This window comes from Stenotrophomonas sp. YJH_SMC_6 (assembly GCF_059371335.1).
In genome coordinates, this window is record NZ_JCAFUM010000006.1 from 1 (window position 1) to 15087 (window position 15087).

The 15087-nt window shown below is 67.5% G+C and carries 12 protein-coding genes; 7 read left to right on the forward strand and 5 right to left on the reverse strand.

Annotation, left to right across the window (positions count from 1 at the left end):
- Window positions 1–165: 165 nt before the first annotated feature.
- The 4 genes from AC5P9N_RS07905 to AC5P9N_RS07920 all read right to left on the reverse strand — a co-directional run bounded on the left by AC5P9N_RS07905 (window position 166) and on the right by AC5P9N_RS07920 (window position 5940).
- Entirely contained in the window at window positions 166–783 is a 618-nt protein-coding gene (locus AC5P9N_RS07905; RefSeq protein ID WP_005412694.1) for an HD-GYP domain-containing protein, read from the reverse strand.
- 44 nt (window positions 784–827) lie between these two features.
- Window positions 828–4292 carry a transcription-repair coupling factor gene (mfd, locus tag AC5P9N_RS07910; protein ID WP_099484293.1) on the reverse strand — a complete coding sequence of 1155 codons (3465 nt, stop codon included), beginning with the start codon at window positions 4290–4292 and terminating at the stop codon, window positions 828–830.
- A 149-nt stretch (window positions 4293–4441) separates the two neighbouring features.
- Window positions 4442–4987: a GNAT family N-acetyltransferase gene (locus tag AC5P9N_RS07915; RefSeq protein ID WP_004150340.1), complete on the reverse strand. Its 546-nt coding sequence runs from the start codon at window positions 4985–4987 to the stop codon at window positions 4442–4444.
- A gap of 95 nt (window positions 4988–5082) precedes the next feature.
- Window positions 5083–5940: a 23S rRNA (adenine(2030)-N(6))-methyltransferase RlmJ gene (locus AC5P9N_RS07920; RefSeq protein WP_005408683.1), complete on the reverse strand. Its 858-nt coding sequence runs from the start codon at window positions 5938–5940 to the stop codon at window positions 5083–5085.
- A gap of 35 nt (window positions 5941–5975) precedes the next feature.
- Here AC5P9N_RS07920 and creB point away from each other — a divergent pair, with 35 nt between their 5' ends.
- The 7 genes from creB (at window position 5976) to AC5P9N_RS07955 (ending at window position 13818) form a co-directional block, all read left to right on the forward strand.
- Window positions 5976–6701, forward strand: a complete 726-nt coding sequence (creB, locus tag AC5P9N_RS07925; RefSeq protein WP_005408684.1) for a two-component system response regulator CreB — start codon at window positions 5976–5978, stop codon at window positions 6699–6701.
- Window positions 6702–6704: 3 nt separating this feature from the next.
- On the forward strand, window positions 6705–8165 hold the full coding sequence (gene creC / locus AC5P9N_RS07930) for a two-component system sensor histidine kinase CreC (protein WP_049460526.1): 1461 nt from the start codon (window positions 6705–6707) through the stop codon (window positions 8163–8165).
- Window positions 8166–8246: 81 nt separating this feature from the next.
- Complete coding sequence (creD, locus tag AC5P9N_RS07935; protein ID WP_005408686.1) at window positions 8247–9566, forward strand: cell envelope integrity protein CreD; 1320 nt, start codon at window positions 8247–8249, stop codon at window positions 9564–9566.
- A 10-nt stretch (window positions 9567–9576) separates the two neighbouring features.
- Window positions 9577–9987, forward strand: coding sequence for a hypothetical protein (locus AC5P9N_RS07940; RefSeq protein WP_099484294.1), 411 nt, complete (start codon window positions 9577–9579; stop codon window positions 9985–9987).
- 169 nt (window positions 9988–10156) lie between these two features.
- Window positions 10157–11734 carry a M20/M25/M40 family metallo-hydrolase gene (locus tag AC5P9N_RS07945; RefSeq protein ID WP_099484295.1) on the forward strand — a complete coding sequence of 526 codons (1578 nt, stop codon included), beginning with the start codon at window positions 10157–10159 and terminating at the stop codon, window positions 11732–11734.
- Window positions 11735–11888: 154 nt separating this feature from the next.
- Window positions 11889–13292, forward strand: a complete 1404-nt coding sequence (gene gltX / locus AC5P9N_RS07950; RefSeq protein ID WP_043035684.1) for a glutamate--tRNA ligase — start codon at window positions 11889–11891, stop codon at window positions 13290–13292.
- A gap of 34 nt (window positions 13293–13326) precedes the next feature.
- On the forward strand, window positions 13327–13818 hold the full coding sequence (locus tag AC5P9N_RS07955; protein WP_043035683.1) for a Fur family transcriptional regulator: 492 nt from the start codon (window positions 13327–13329) through the stop codon (window positions 13816–13818).
- A 111-nt stretch (window positions 13819–13929) separates the two neighbouring features.
- On the opposite strand, the gene AC5P9N_RS07960 is transcribed toward AC5P9N_RS07955, so the two are convergent.
- Entirely contained in the window at window positions 13930–15084 is a 1155-nt protein-coding gene (locus tag AC5P9N_RS07960) for an HlyD family secretion protein (RefSeq protein WP_049460523.1), read from the reverse strand.
- Window positions 15085–15087: the final 3 nt, after the last annotated feature.

A 15087-nucleotide genomic window follows, 5' to 3' on the forward strand; every position in this document is an offset into this window, starting at 1 on the left:
CGTTTCACGTGCCGGGAGTCGACCAACCGGTTCGACGGAATCCGCTTGGTAGAGTCGACCGTTGGTCGACTATCGCGCGCAGCGCGGGATTTTCTCGATCTGGACGAAGGGCAGTCGACTAACAGTCGACTCTACCCGGCGGGTCGTTTCACGTGCGGGAAGATCTCAGGCCAGCTCAGGTTCCTGCGCCAGCAGGCGATGGAAGCGTTGCAGAACGTAAGGATCGATCAGGCCACCAGATTGCTCGTCGATGATGCGCAGAGCCGTCTCGTGTTCCATCGCGGCACGGTAGGGGCGCACGCTGGTCATCGCGTCATAGGCATCCGCAACGGTGACGATGCGTGAGCCCAACGGAATGCTCTCGCCGCGCAGCCCATCGGGATAGCCACTGCCATCGAACGCCTCGTGATGGGCGCGGATCAGCCGCGCAACCGGTGCCGCGTCGCTGCGGCCGGTGGCCAGGAAGATGTGTTCACCGCGCACCGGATGCTCGCGCATGATCGCGCGCTCCTCATCGGTATGCCGGCGCGGGGCCAGCAGCACCTCATCGGGAATGCCGATCTTGCCGATGTCATGGAAGCGTGCGGCCAGACCGATCTGCGCACTGGCCTCGTCATCCAGATCGCAGTGCGTGGCCAGGCGCTGCGCGAGCAGGCCAACGCGGTCGCAATGGTGGCGGGTGTAAGCGTCGCGCATCTGCAGCGACATCGAGAGGGCATCGATCAGGCAGGCCTGTGCATGCAGCAGGTCGGGGGCGGGTACGGCGTCAGGAAACATGGTCATCCGCCCGCACCGGGTGGGGACCGGTGCGGGGTATTCGGGGGCGATCAACCCGGGGCGAGGGTGGTCAGAAGGGCGCGGGCCGCGTTGAAGCGGTCCTCCGGCAACGGCAGCGGATGCTTGATGCGAAGCTTGTCGGGCCCTTCCATGGCATAGAGGTTTGGCTGTTTCTGGATCAGCTGGATCACCGCCATCGGATCGATGTTCGGCTTGGACTCAAACACGATGCGGCCACCGTTCTCACCCAGGTCCAGCTTGCGGATGCCCAGCGCGTTGGCTTTCAGCTTCAGCTCGGCGATGGCGAACAGGTGCTTGGCCGCATCCGGCAGCAGGCCGAAGCGATCGATCATCTCCACCTGCAGTTCGCGCAGCGCATCGCTGTCGCGCGCGCTGGAAATACGCTTGTACAGGGTCAGGCGGGTATGCACGTCCGGCAGGTAGTCTTCCGGGATCAGTGCCGGCACATGCAGCTCGACCTCGGCACCACGCACTTCCTCGCCGGCATCCAAGTCGGGCAGCTTGCCCTGCTTGATGCTGCGTACCGCGCGCTCCAGCAGCTCGGTGTACAGGCTGAAGCCGACCTCGGCCATCTGCCCGCTCTGGTCCTCGCCGAGCAGTTCGCCGGCACCGCGGATCTCCAGATCGTGCGTGGCCAGGGTGAAGCCGGCGCCCAGTTCGTCCATCGAGGCGATCGCTTCCAGACGCTTCTCAGCGTCGGGGGTGATCGCGCGGCGGTCGGGGGTGATCAGGTAGGCGTAGGCACGGTGGTGCGAACGGCCCACGCGCCCACGCAGCTGATGCAGCTGGGCCAGGCCGAAGCGGTCGGCGCGGTTGATGATGATGGTGTTGGCGTTGGGGATGTCGATGCCCGATTCGATGATCGTGGTCGACAGCAGCACGTTGAAGCGCTGCTTCTGGAAGTCCAGCATCACCTTTTCCAGCTCGCGCTCGGGCATCTGCCCGTGGGCGATGCCGATGCGCGCTTCCGGCACCAGCTCGGACAGCTCGCGCTGCATTCGGCCGATGCTTTCCACGTCGTTGTGCAGGAAGTACAGCTGGCCGCCACGTGCCAGCTCGCGCTGGAAGGCTTCGCGCAGCAGCGCGTTGTCCCACTGGGTGATGAAGGTCTGCACCGCCAGCCGGTTCGGCGGCGGCGTGGCGATGATCGACAGGTCGCGCAGGCCGGCCATGGCCATGTTCAAGGTGCGCGGGATCGGCGTGGCGGTCAGGGTCAGCAGGTGCACGTTGGCGCGCAGCGCCTTCAGGGCTTCCTTCTGACGCACGCCGAAACGCTGCTCTTCGTCGACGATGACCATGCCCAGGTCCTTGAACTTCACGTCGGGCTGCAGCAGGCGATGGGTGCCGACGATGACGTCGATGGTGCCGGCGGCGACCTTTTCCAGCTCGGCCTTGATCTCCTTGGTGCTCTTGAAGCGCGACAGCACCTCGACCTTCAGCGGGTAATCGGCGAAGCGGTCGCGGAAGTTGCGGTAATGCTGTTCGGCCAGCAGCGTGGTCGGCACCAGCACGGCCACCTGCTTGCCGGCACTGGCGGCGGCGAATGCCGCACGCACCGCCACCTCGGTCTTGCCGAAGCCGACGTCGCCGCAGACCACACGGTCCATCGGCTGGCTGCTGGCGAGGTCGCGCAGGGTGGCGTCGATGGCGGCCAGCTGATCGGGGGTTTCCTCGAACGGGAATCCGGCGGCGAACGGCTCGTACATCGCACGGTCCACCTGCAGTGCCAGGCCGGCACGCGCCTGGCGACGGGCCTGGATCTCCAGCAGTTCGGCAGCGACGTCGCGCACCTTTTCGGCGGCTTTGCGCTTGGCCTTGCTCCACTGCTCGCCACCGAGCGAATGCAGCGGCGCGGTTTCCGCTGAAGCGCCGGAATAGCGGCTGATCAGGTGCAGCTGGGCGACCGGCACATACAGGCGGTCGCCCTTGGCGTATTCGATTTCGAGGAACTCGCCGGGCATGCCGCCGACGTCCATCGCGATCAGGCCACGGTAGCGGCCGACGCCATGGTCCTCGTGCACGATCGGTGCACCCTCGGTCAGTTCGCCGAGGTCGCGGATGATCGCTTCCGGCTCGCGGCCGGCACGACGCGGGCGGCGGGTGCTGCCGGCGCGGTCGGGGAACAGCTGGCGCTCGGTCAGCACCGCGATGCGCGGATCGTCCAGTGCGAAGCCATCTTCCAGCGGTGCCACCGCGATCGCGAAGCGCGCATCGTCGGCGAGGAAGCTGGGCAGGTCGGCCACCACCGGCGGCTTCAGTTCGGCGGCCTGCAGCACTTCCAGCAGGGCCTCGCGACGCCCGGGCGAATCGGCGGCGATCAGTACCCGGCCCGGATAGTGGCCGAGGAAGGATTTCAGCGCGTCGCCAGCGGGGGCCTCGCGCGCGGCCACCGGCAGCGGCGGCAGCGGCTGGTCACCCAGCGCGTGGGCATCGGCGATGCGCGCGTGGTCAGCCGACCACACCTCGATGCGCGGGGCATCGTTCAGGCGCTCGCGCAGCAGCTCCGGCGACAGGTACAACGCCGAAGGCGGCAGCAGCGGGCGCTCCACATCATGGCGGCGTTGCTCATAGCGGTCCGCGGTCTGCGCCCAGAACGCGACGGACGCTTCATACGCACCGGTACAGACCACCGGCAGGCTGCCGTCGGGCAGGTAGTCGAACAGGGTTGCGGTGCGTTCGAAGAACAGCGGCAGGTAGTACTCGACGCCGGCCGGGACCAGCCCGGACTTCAGATCCTGGTACAGCGAACTGCGCCGGGTATCCACATCGAAACGCTCGCGCAGCGTGGCCAGCACGCGTGCGATGCTGGCCTCGTCCATCGGCACTTCGCGGCCGGGCAGCATGTGCACCGCCTCGACCTTGTCCAGCGAACGCTGGCTTTCTGGATCGAAGGCACGGATCGAGTCGATGTCCTCGTCCAGTAGTTCTACCCGCAGCGGCTCGTCGGCGCCCATCGGGAACACGTCGAGCAGGCCGCCGCGCACCGCGAAGTCACCCGGGTCCATCACCTGCGGCACGTTGCGGTAGCCGGCGCTTTCCAGGCGACGCTTCTCGGCTTCCAGGTCCAGGCGCTGGCCGACTTTCAGGTCGAAGCTGCCACCGATCACATAGCTGCGCGGGGCCAGCTGCTGCAGCAGGGTCTGCACCGGCACGATCACCAGGCCGCGCTTCAGCGCCGGCAGGCGGTGCAGGGCGGACAAGCGCTGCGAGATGATGTCCGGATGCGGGCTGAAGCGGTCGTACGGCAGGGTTTCCCAGTCCGGGAAGGCGACCACCGGCAGGGCCGGGTCACCGCCAAGCAGGGTCTGCAGGTCGGCTTCGAGCTGGTTGGCACCGTGGTTGTCACGGGCGATCACCAGCAGCGGGGCGTCATGCGCACGCGCGGCCTGGGCCAGGTACCAGGCCAGGGCGGTCGGCGAGGCGGGGGCGCGCCACCAGGCGCGGAGCTGGCCGGCGCGCGGCAGCGGCGGGGCGGGGTATGAGGTACGCGACATGGACCCCGGATTTTAGCAGAAGCCCGATCGAAGCCCGGTGGGTCGTGCCGGCCGTTTGCCGACGGCCTCACGTGCCGTTGGGGGAACACAATGCCGGCCAGCGGCCGGCACTACCGGGAGGCATGGCCGGGCAGGGCCCGGCGCATCCGTCAGTTGTCCAGCTCCAGCACCATCCGCACCAGGCCTTCGGCACCGGTCGGGTGCGGCACCGGCTTGAAGCCCAGCGAGGCGGCCAGCTGCTTCATCGGCTCGTTCTCGGCGGCAACGTCGCCGTACAGGCGGTCGAGGTACTTGCCGCGGCCCCACTTCACCAGCTTGCGCATCAGCTGCCGGCCCAGGCCCTGGCCAATGAGGAAGCGGCTGATCAGGATCGCGTACTCGGCTTCACGGGTACCAGGGATGATCGAGGCCCGGGCGACCGCGCCGACCACCGCTTCGCCAGCGGGCAGGGATTCGGCTGCGACCAGGGTGATCTCGGTCTTGGGGTTGGGGTGGGTCAGGCGCTGGGTGGTTTCCGGCGACAGCTCGGTCACCGCCTGCAGGAAACGATCACGGATTTCTTCCGGCCCGAACAGGCTGAACGCCGCTTGCAGCGGTGCGCCATCTTCCGGGCGGATGGGGCGGATCAGCAGCTCGTGGCCGCTGGGAGCCTTGAAGATCTCATGCCAGGGCGGCATGCGGTTGCGAGTGGCCATACCGGGTGATTCCTTGGTGGTCCATCGATTGTGGCATCACCGGGGCTGCATTCCGTGAACGAAAGGCTCACGGCGGTACAGCCTCGTGAAGGCCGTTATTCGGGGGCTTTGAGCCAATCCAGGCGGGTGCTGGCTCCCGGTTCGCCCAGGTGCTGGCGCAGCGCCGGCAGGGCCGGACCGACCACCCGGTCGAACTGCCACGGCGGGTTGAGCAGCAGCATGCCGCTGCCGTTGAGGCGCAGCGGCGAGTCGTCCGGGCGCACCAGGAACTCGATCGTCATCGCCGACTTGACCGGCAGGGCAGTGGCCTTGCGCAGGAAATGCAGGATGGTGCGGCGCTGCTTGATCGGGAACCAGACCGCACAGGTGGCCTGCGGCCAGCGTGCCAGGGTCTCGGCCAGGGCCGCCAGGATGTTCTGGTATTCGGCGTCCTGCGCCTCGTACGGAGGATCGATCAGCACCAGGCCACGACCGATCTTGCTGCCGTTGAACTTCGGCGGCAGCAGCGAGCGCAGCAGGGCATAGCCATCACCAGCGCGCACATCGACGCGGCTGTCATGGGCAAACAGGGCCTTCAGCGTGGCCGTTTCGGCTTCCTGCAGCTCGCAGACCGCCATCCGGTCCTGCGCGCGCATCGCCTGTGCGCTCAGCAGCGGCGAGCCCGGGTAGTTGGTCAGCGCGCCGACCGGGTTGTCGGCCTGGACCGCCTTCAGGTAGCGCTCGACCACCTCCGGCAGCTTGGGCTGGGCCATCAGCCGCATGATCCCGGATTCGGCCTCCAGGGTCTTGCGGCTCTCTTCGCTGGCCAGCAGGTAGCGGCCAGCGCCGCCGTGGGTGTCGAGTACGAAGAACGGACTGTCCTTGCGCTTGAAGCTGTCGATCAGGGCCAGCTGCACGATGTGCTTGAGCACATCGGCGTGGTTGCCGGCATGGAAGGCGTGGCGATAGTTCATGGCCGGCAGTGTACGGGGCGGCGGCCGCAGCGGCTATGCTGCGCGCCATGACAGCTCCCGTTGCCCATGTCCTGGTAGTCGAGGACGAAGCCGCCATCGCCGAAACCGTGCTCTATGCGCTGCGCAGCGAGGGCTATGCCGCCAGCCACTGCCTGCTGGGCGGGGAGGCGCTGCAGCGGCTGCAGGCCGGGGATATCGACGTGGTGGTGCTGGACGTGGGCCTGCCCGACCTGGGCGGATTCGAGGTCTGCCGGCGGCTGCGCGCGCAGCCCGGGCCGGCGGCGCAGCTGCCGGTGATCTTCCTGACCGCCCGCAACGATGAAGTGGACCGGGTGCTCGGCCTGGAACTGGGCGCCGACGACTACATGACCAAGCCGTTCTCGCCGCGCGAGCTGGTGGCGCGGGTGCGTGCGCGCCTGCGCCGTGCGGCGCCGGTCATCGCAGCGCCCAGCGCCGATGCAGGCTGGCAGGAACATGGCGCGTTCGCCATCGACCGCGAAGGCCGGCGCATCCGCTTCCGTGGCCAGGCACTGGACCTGACCCGCTACGAGTACGCGCTGCTGGAGGCGCTGCTGCAGCGACCCGGTGCCATCCTCAGCCGTGCCCAGCTGATGGACCGTGGCTGGGACAGCAGCGCCGACAGTGCCGACCGCACCGTCGATACCCATGTAAAGACGCTGCGTGCCAAGCTGCGCGCGGCCGGTGCCAGCGACGACCCGATCCGCACCCACCGTGGCCTTGGCTACGCGCTGGAGGTCTAGCCGATGCGCCTGGTGCTGAAGCTGTTCCTGGGTTTCTTCCTGATCACCGGCATCGCGGCCTTCTTCGTGATGCGCGTGTTCGTCAACGAAGTGAAGCCGGGTGTGCGCCAGGCGATGGAATCGACCCTGGTCGATGCGGCCAACGTGCTGGCCGAGATGGCCGCCGCGGACGTCAAGGACGGCACCATCCGCAGCGGCAGTTTCACCCGCAACCTGGCCAAGGCACGGCAGCGCGACCTGAAGGCAATGGTCTGGCGGTTCCCGAAGCGCTCGCTGGATTACCGGGTGACCATCACCGATGCCAAGGGCATCGTCATCTACGACTCGCTGGGCCGTGACCTTGGCCGCGACAATTCGCGCTGGAATGATGTCTACCGCACCCTGCGTGGCGAATACGGTGCCCGTTCCAGCCCCGAGATTCCGGGCGAGGAAGGCGATACGGTGATGCATGTGGCGGCGCCGGTATACGACCCGGCCGATGGCCGCACCCTGATCGGCGTGCTCAGCCTGGCCCAGCCCAACCGCAGCATCGATCCGTTCATCGCCGCCAGCCAGCGCGCCATCATCGAGCGCGGTGCCTGGCTCATCGGATTGTCGGCGCTGGTCGGCGTGCTGGTGACAATGTGGCTGACCACTGGCCTCGGCCAGCTCAGCCGCTATGCACGCGCGGTCAGCGCGGGCGAACCGGTGCCACCACCACGGCGCCGTCGCGACGAGATCGGCGATCTCGGCCAGGCGCTGGAAACGATGCGCCGCAAGCTCGAAGGCAAGGCCTACGTCGAGCAGTACGTGCAGTCGCTGACGCATGAGATGAAGAGCCCGCTGGCGGCGATCCGCGGTGCCGCCGAACTGCTGCAGGAGCCGCTGCCCGAAGCGGACCGCGTGCATTTCGCGCGCAGCATTGTCGACCAGCAGGAACGGCTGACCGAGACCATCGACAAGCTGCTGGCGCTGGCCGAAGTGGAACAGCACGGCTGGCTGCAGACCCGCGATCCGATCGCGCTGCACGCATTGCTGGCCGATGCGGCCGCGGCCGCGCAGGTGCGCGCGCAGGCGGCCGGCGTGCGGGTCCACATCGGCAATGTGCCCGACCTGCGGGTGCAGGGCGACGGCTACCTGCTGCGGCAGGCGCTGCACAACCTGATCGACAACGCGATTGCCTTCTCGCCCTCCGGCGCGGAGATCGCGCTGCAGGCCGAGGTGGACGGGCAGGGCGTGCGCCTGCAGGTGGCCGACCGCGGCGCCGGCATCCCGGACTATGCGCGCGAGCGGGTGTTCGAACGCTTCTATTCGCTGGCGCGGCCCGGCAGCGGGCGGCGCAGTTCCGGCCTGGGCCTGCCATTCGTGCAGGAAGTCGCGCGCCTGCACGATGGACGCGCCAGTGTCGACGTCCGCGAGGGCGGCGGCACCGTGGCCAGCCTGTGGCTGCCATCGGGTGCGCCGGGTCAGCGCCCGCGCCGCTGACTTCACACTCGCTTCAAATTCGCCACAAACCCTGCTCACCCCAGCGGTCCATCCTGCAGCCCTCTCCAACGAGGATGGACCATGAAATCCCTGAAGATGCTGCTGAGGTTCGCCATTGTCGGCGGGCTGATCCTGCTGCTGCTGGTGCCGCTGACCATGATCCGCGGGGTCATCAACGAGCGCAGCGCATACCGCGACGAGGCGTTCTCGAGGGTGGCCGACAGCCGCGCCGGTGCACAGCAGCTGGTGGGCCCGGTGCGGGTGGTGCCATGGGTGGAACGCAAGCAGGTTGAACTGGTCGACCCGCTGGGCGTCAAGAAGACCGAGATACAGGTCACCGAGGGGCACTGGCTGCAGATGCCGGCGTCGCTGGAGGTGGGCGGCGAGATGCTGCCGAGCCAGCGCGAAGTCGGCCTGTTCAAGGTACCGGTGTACAGCTGGAACGGCCAGATGAAGGCGACCTTCGCCGCAGACGACTATCCGGTGAAGGCCGGCCGCAGTTACGGCCAGCCGTATGTCGCGGTTGGTGTATCCGATGTGCGTGGCCTGGTGGGTACGCCGAACCTGCGCGTGGATGGCAAGCAGCTGCGGTTGCTGCCGGGCGTTGGCGCGGCCAGCGAGGTGGGGCGAGGCCTGCACGCACCGGTGGCCGGTTTCGCTGCGGATCAGGGCGGCACGCTGGCTGCCAGCACGGTTGAACTGGAGCTGCGCCTGGATGGCAGCCGCATGCTGTCGGTGGTGCCGTTGGGCGATGACACCCACATCGCGCTGCGTTCGAGCTGGCCGCATCCGTCGTTCAGCGGCGCGTTCCTGCCCAACGAACGCCGCGTTGATGCGCAGGGCTTCGATGCACGCTGGGCGGTGTCCTCGCTGGCCTCCGATGCCCAGCGCCAGCTGCGCAATGATGGTGCGGTCGAATCGCAGGCGGTGACGGTGTCGCTGGTCGATCCGGTCGATACCTACACCCAGGCCGACCGTGCCTCGAAATACGGCGTGCTGTTCGTGCTGCTCACCTTCGTCGGCTTCATCCTGTTCGAGCTGATCAAGTCGCTGCGCATCCACCCGTTGCAGTACCTGATGGTGGGCCTGGCGCTGGCGATCTTCTTCCTGCTGCTGATCAGCCTGTCCGAGCACATCGCGTTCTGGAAGGCCTATCTGGTCTCGGCGGTGGCCTGTATCGGCCTGCAGGCGGTGTACCTGGCCAATGTGCTGGGCCACTGGAAGCGCGGTCTCGGCTTCGCTGCGCTGCTGACCGTGCTGTACGGCGCGCTGTATGGCCTGCTGGTGTCGGAGAACAACGCGCTGCTGATGGGTTCGCTGCTGCTGTTCGTGATCCTGGCGCTGGCGATGTGGGTGACCCGCCGGGTCGACTGGTACGCGCTCGGCGCGGAACTGAAGTAAGGAGCAGGCCATGGGCTGGCGCCAGGGATTGCGGCAACGGGCACGGCAGGGCATTCCGGCCCTGCTGGAAGTGGATGCGCTGCTGCAGGCACATGGCGTGCTGGCGGCCCTGCCGGGGGCACGGATCGCCCCCGGCCTGGTCCGCTTCCAGTTGGCTGCAGTGACCTGCGAAGGTTTGCAGGCGCAGGGATTGCGCTGGCTGCAGGGCGCGCGGCAGGGACGCGGCGCGGTGGCTGGCCGGGTGCCGCGCTACCGGCCATGGAAGGCCGGGGCGGAGGCGCTGGCCGAGATCGGTATCGGTGGCCTTCCGGATGACTGGCCCGCACACGCGGCGGTGTACGGCTGCAGCAGCATCGACCGGCGGCACTGGTTGCTGCTGCTGCCGGAACGGGCACAGTTGTGGTTGGGATGGAGCGGGTGATTGGGCTGTTCATCCACGCATGGCGTGGATCTACTGGTGTGGGTGCGAACCTTGGTTCGCACGCTCCCGCCCATGACCGATGGGACGGTATCCCCGCGCCCCCGCTGGCTAGACTCGACGAGTTGATGATCGAGCCGAAGGGCAGGGGTGCGATGTGTTGAAGTGGGGCATGCTGGCCGCAGCGCTGGCGATGGGTGGCAACGCAGGAGCGCAGCAGCGCGAGACGGTGGACCTGGACATGGTCAGCCGCATCCGCCAGGAGGCCTTCCACCGTTCGCAGGTGATGGACACCTTCAGCTATCTCACCGAGCGCATCGGCCCGCGCCTGACCAACTCGCCGGTCATGGGTCGCGCCAACGCCTGGACCCGCGGCAAGTTCAACGAATGGAAGCTGGACAACGTCCACGACGAGGCCTTCGACGACTTCGGGCGCGGCTGGGAGTTCACTTCGGCGAGCGTGGAGATGCTGGGCGACCGCGTGCAGCCGCTGCATGCACTGCCCAAGGCCTGGACGCCGGGCACCAAGGGGCCGGTTGAAGGCGAGCTGGTCCAGGTCGAGATCAAGAAGCCCGAAGACATCGAGAAGTACCGCGGCAAGCTGCGCGGCAAGATCCTGCTGCTGGGCGAGGCGCGCGAGTACAAGCGCGGCACCGAGGCGGATTCGCATCGCCACGACGCCACCTCGCTGGAAGGCCTGCAGGAGTTCACCCTGCCCAAGGACAAGGACGCCACCGCCGAGCGTGCCAAGCGGGTCAAGGAGTACCAGGAACGCCAGCAGCTGGCGACCAAGGTCAATGCGTTCTTCGTGGAAGAGGGCGCGCTGGCCTCGATCAGCATCAGCAGCTGGGACAACGGCATCATCCGGGTTGCCGGTGGTGGTTCGCGCAAGGCCGGCGAGTCGGTGGGCATCCCCGAGCTGGCGATGATCAGCGAGCACTTCAATCCGCTGGTGCGCGCGCTGGAGGCCAAGCAGACGGTGCGCCTGCGCGTGGATGTGGCAGCACGCTTCACCGATGAGGCCGACCAGCCCGGTTACAACACGCTGGCCGAGATCCGTGGCAGCAGCAGGCCCGATGAAGTGGTGATGATCGGCGCGCACCTGGATTCCTGGCACAGCGGTACCGGTGCGGCCGACAACGCGGCTGGCGTGGCGGTGATGATGGAGGCGATGCGCATCCTCAAGGCCACCGGCGCCAAGCCCAGGCGCACCATCCGCGTGGCGCTGTGGAGCGGTGAGGAACAGGGCCTGATCGGCTCGCAGGCTTATGTGGCCAAGCACTTCGGTCGTTTCCCGGAACCCACCGACCCGGCGCAGAAGGCGCTGCCGGCCTCGCTGCGCGAGCCCACCGGCGCGCTGCAGAAGACCCGCGATTACGGCAAGTTCCAGGTCTACTTCAACATGGACAACGGCTCGGGCCGCTTCCGCGGCATCTATGCGCAGGAAAACCTGGCGGCGATGCCGATCTTCGAAGCCTGGCTGGCGCCGTTCCATGACGTGGGCGCCACCACCGTGGCCACCCGCAACACCGGCAGCACCGACCACATCAGCTTCGACCGCATCGGCCTGCCGGGCTTCCAGTTCATCCAGGACCGGCTGGACTACTTCACCAATGTCCACCACAGCCACCTGGACACCTGGGACCACGCCGAACCGGAAGACCTGAAGCAGGCCGCAGCCATCGTCGCCTCGTTCGCCTACAACGCCGCGATGCGCGAGCAGCCGTTCCCGCGCAAGGTGGAACCGTAAAAGGGGACGGAGGGGATTAAGTCGTTTCTCCCCTCCGTTTCCCGGTTGCAGGCCCAGCGGCTGGGCAATCGCGACTTAATCCCCTCCGTCCCCTTTTTTCCGTCGGGGGCGGAGGGCTGGTAAAATCGGGGGATTCCCGTTCCTCGAGCCGTCCATGACCTGCCGCACCCGCTTCGCCCCCAGTCCCACCGGCTACCTGCACATCGGTGGTGCCCGCACTGCGCTGTACTGCTGGCTGGAGGCCCGCCACCGTGGCGGCGAGTTCGTGCTGCGCATCGAGGACACCGACCGTGAACGCAGCACCCAGGGCGCGATCGACGCGATCCTGGAGGCGATGGAGTGGCTGGGCCTGGACTATGACGAAGGCCCGATCTACCAGACCGACCGCGTCGCCCGTTACCTGGAAGTGGCCGAACAGCTGGTGGCCGACGGCAAGGCGTATTACGCATACGAGACCCGCGAAGAGCTTGACGCGATGCGCGAGGCCGCCATGGCCAGGCAGGAGAAGCCGCGCTACAACGGTGCCGCGCGTGACCTGGGCCTGCCGCGCAGGGATGATCCGAACCGCGTCATCCGCTTCAAGAATCCGCTGGACGGCACCGTGGTGTTCGACGACCTGATCAAGGGCCGTATCGAGATCGCCAACAGCGAGCTGGATGACATGGTCATCTTCCGCCCGGACGGCTACCCGACCTACAACTTCGCGGTGGTGGTGGACGACTGGGACATGGGCATCACCGAGGTCATCCGCGGCGACGACCACATCAACAACACCCCGCGCCAGATCAACCTGTACGAAGGCATCGGCGCGCCGGTGCCGAAGTTCGGCCACATGCCGATGATCCTGGACGAGCAGGGCGCCAAGCTGTCCAAGCGCACCGGCGCGGCCGACGTGATGCAGTACAAGGACGCCGGCTACCTGCCGGACGCACTGCTGAGCTACCTGGCCCGCCTGGGCTGGTCGCACGGTGACCAGGAGCTGTTCAGCCGCCAGGAACTGATCGACCTGTTCGACGTGAAGGACTGCAATTCCAAGGCCTCGCGCCTGGACATGGCCAAGCTGGGCTGGGTCAACCAGCACTTCCTGAAGACCGAGGACGTGTCCGCGATCGTGCCGCACCTGGTCTACCAGCTGCAGAAGCTGGGCCTGGACGTGGCCGCTGGCCCGGCCCCGGAGGACGTGGTGATCGCCCTGCGTGAACGCGTGCAGACCCTGAAGGAAATGGCCGAGAAGGCCGTGGTCTGGTACCAGCCGCTGACCGAGTACGACGAAGCGGCGGTGGCCAAGCACTTCAAGGCCGGTGCCGAGGTGGCGCTGGGCAAGGCCCGCGAGCTGCTGGCCGCCCTGCCGGAATGGACCGCCGAGTCGGTGGGCGTCGCCCTGCACGACGCGGCCGCAGCGCTGGAAATCGGCATGGGCAAGGTTGCCCAGCCGCTGCGCGTGGCCATCACCGGCACCCAGGTCAGCCCTGACATTTCCCATACCGTTTACCTGGCCGGCCGCGAGCAGGCCTTGAAACGCATTGATGTGGCCATCACCAAGGTAGCAACGGCCTGAGGCATCCTTGCCAGGCCCGAACCGGAGAACACGCATGCCCACCAAGACCGCCACTGCCTGTACCGCGCCGCACCACCACGTCCACGACGCATCGGACTTCGTGGCGGTGGTCGAGCGCGTCTCGCGCGAACGCGGGCTGCGCCTGACCCCGATCCGCGCCAACGTGCTGAAGCTGATCGCCGAGGCCGGCAAGCCGGTCAAGGCCTACGAGCTGCTGGAGTGGGTGCGCAACGGCAAGGGCGTGGGTGCTGATGCCCCGCCCACCGTGTACCGCGCGCTCGACTTCCTGATGGCCAATGGCTTCGTGCACAAGCTGGAATCGGTGAATGCCTTCGTGGCATGTCACCATCCCAGCAGCGCCGCGCATTCGGTGCCGTTCCTGATCTGCAACAGCTGCCACAGCGCGGTGGAACTGGAAGACCGCGAGATCGTCACCCAGCTGGAGAAGCGCGCCAAGGAGCTGGGTTTCCAGCCGCAGGCGCAGACCCTGGAAGTGCACGGGCTCTGCGCGCGCTGCGCCGGGTAACGGATCGGTAGTGCCGGCCGCTGGCCGGCATTTTGGAAACGGGGTCAGATCCCTTTGCCAGTGGCAAAGGGATCTGACCCCGTTTCATATCGGTGCGACAGGGCCTGCGTCCTAGTCCATCGGCTTGGACCGGGTATCCACCCGCACGATCACCGACATGCCGGGACGCAGCTGCTTTGCCAGCTCCTGATTCCCATTGATTGAAATCCGAACCGGTAGCCGCTGCACCACCTTGGTGAAGTTGCCGCTGGCATTGTCCGGGCGCAGCACGCTGAATTCCGACCCGGTGGCGGGCGCGATCTCCTGCACGCGGCCCCGCAGCACCTGGCCTTGGAACGCGTCCACCGAGAACGTGGCCGGCTGGCCGATCGCCATCCCCCAGGTCTGGCCTTCCTTGTAGTTGGCCACCACCCACAGCGTGTCAGGTACCAGGAACAGCAGCTGCGAACCGGCGGCAACGTACTGGCCCACGCGTACGCTGGCTTCGCTGATCTGGCCGTCGCGCGGCGCGTGGATCACCGTGTTGGCCAGATCGATGCGCGCCAGTTCCAGCTGCGCCTGCGCGCTCTCCACCTGGGCCTCCAGGCTCTTGCGCGCTACCTGGGTCGATACCAGGGTCTCCTCGGCGATGCGGATCTGCGCCTGCGACTGCTGCACGCTGGCCTGCGCCGAAGCCTGCGCGGTGCGGAACTTGTCGCGATCGTTGATCGATACCAGCTGCTGCGCGGCCAGTTCCTCGTAGCGCTTGGTCTCGTTGCGTGAGCGTTGCAGCTCCGCCTGCCCGGCCGACAACGTGGCGCGGGCGGAGGCAATCTGCGCACGGTTCTGCGCCTGGGACTGGTCTGAGTTGGCCAGGGCCGCGCGTGCGCTGTCCAGCGTCGCCTGCGCCTGGGCGACACGCTGCGCGTAGATGCGGTCATCGATGCGCAGCAGCGGCTCGCCCTGCGTCACATGCTGGAAATCCTTCACCAGCACTTCGGTCACGTAGCCGTTCACCTGCGGCGCCATCACCGTGATCTGGCCGCGCACGTAGGCGTTGTCGGTCACCATCACGCTGCTGGTGAACGGCCACAGGTGCCAGGCGCGCAGGATCAGCGCAATGCCCAGCAGGGCCACCACCACCATCACCACCACGCTGCGCGCGCTGGGCTTGAGGTACTTCGGCGCGACAGCGGGTTCTACCGGCGTGGGGGCAGGCGCCGCGTCGGTCGGCGGCGGTGGGGTCACGTTGTCGGCGTCGTCGGGTCGGGGCGGGACGGGAGGCATGGT

Excerpts from the sequence above, each read along its gene's own strand:
- creC (WP_049460526.1), top strand. The coding sequence starts at position 6,705 with ATGCGCCTGGTGCTGAAGCTGTTCCTGGGTTTCTTCCTGATCACCGGC.
- gltX (WP_043035684.1), top strand. The coding sequence starts at position 11,889 with ATGACCTGCCGCACCCGCTTCGCCCCCAGTCCCACCGGCTACCTGCAC.
- AC5P9N_RS07955 (WP_043035683.1), top strand. The coding sequence starts at position 13,327 with ATGCCCACCAAGACCGCCACTGCCTGTACCGCGCCGCACCACCACGTC.
- AC5P9N_RS07915 (WP_004150340.1), bottom strand. The coding sequence starts at position 4,987 with ATGGCCACTCGCAACCGCATGCCGCCCTGGCATGAGATCTTCAAGGCT.
- creB (WP_005408684.1), top strand. The coding sequence starts at position 5,976 with ATGCTGCGCGCCATGACAGCTCCCGTTGCCCATGTCCTGGTAGTCGAG.
- AC5P9N_RS07940 (WP_099484294.1), top strand. The coding sequence starts at position 9,577 with ATGGGCTGGCGCCAGGGATTGCGGCAACGGGCACGGCAGGGCATTCCG.
- creD (WP_005408686.1), top strand. The coding sequence starts at position 8,247 with ATGAAATCCCTGAAGATGCTGCTGAGGTTCGCCATTGTCGGCGGGCTG.
- AC5P9N_RS07960 (WP_049460523.1), bottom strand. The coding sequence starts at position 15,084 with ATGCCTCCCGTCCCGCCCCGACCCGACGACGCCGACAACGTGACCCCA.
- AC5P9N_RS07920 (WP_005408683.1), bottom strand. The coding sequence starts at position 5,940 with ATGAACTATCGCCACGCCTTCCATGCCGGCAACCACGCCGATGTGCTC.
- AC5P9N_RS07905 (WP_005412694.1), bottom strand. The coding sequence starts at position 783 with ATGACCATGTTTCCTGACGCCGTACCCGCCCCCGACCTGCTGCATGCA.
- AC5P9N_RS07945 (WP_099484295.1), top strand. The coding sequence starts at position 10,157 with ATGCTGGCCGCAGCGCTGGCGATGGGTGGCAACGCAGGAGCGCAGCAG.
- mfd (WP_099484293.1), bottom strand. The coding sequence starts at position 4,292 with ATGTCGCGTACCTCATACCCCGCCCCGCCGCTGCCGCGCGCCGGCCAG.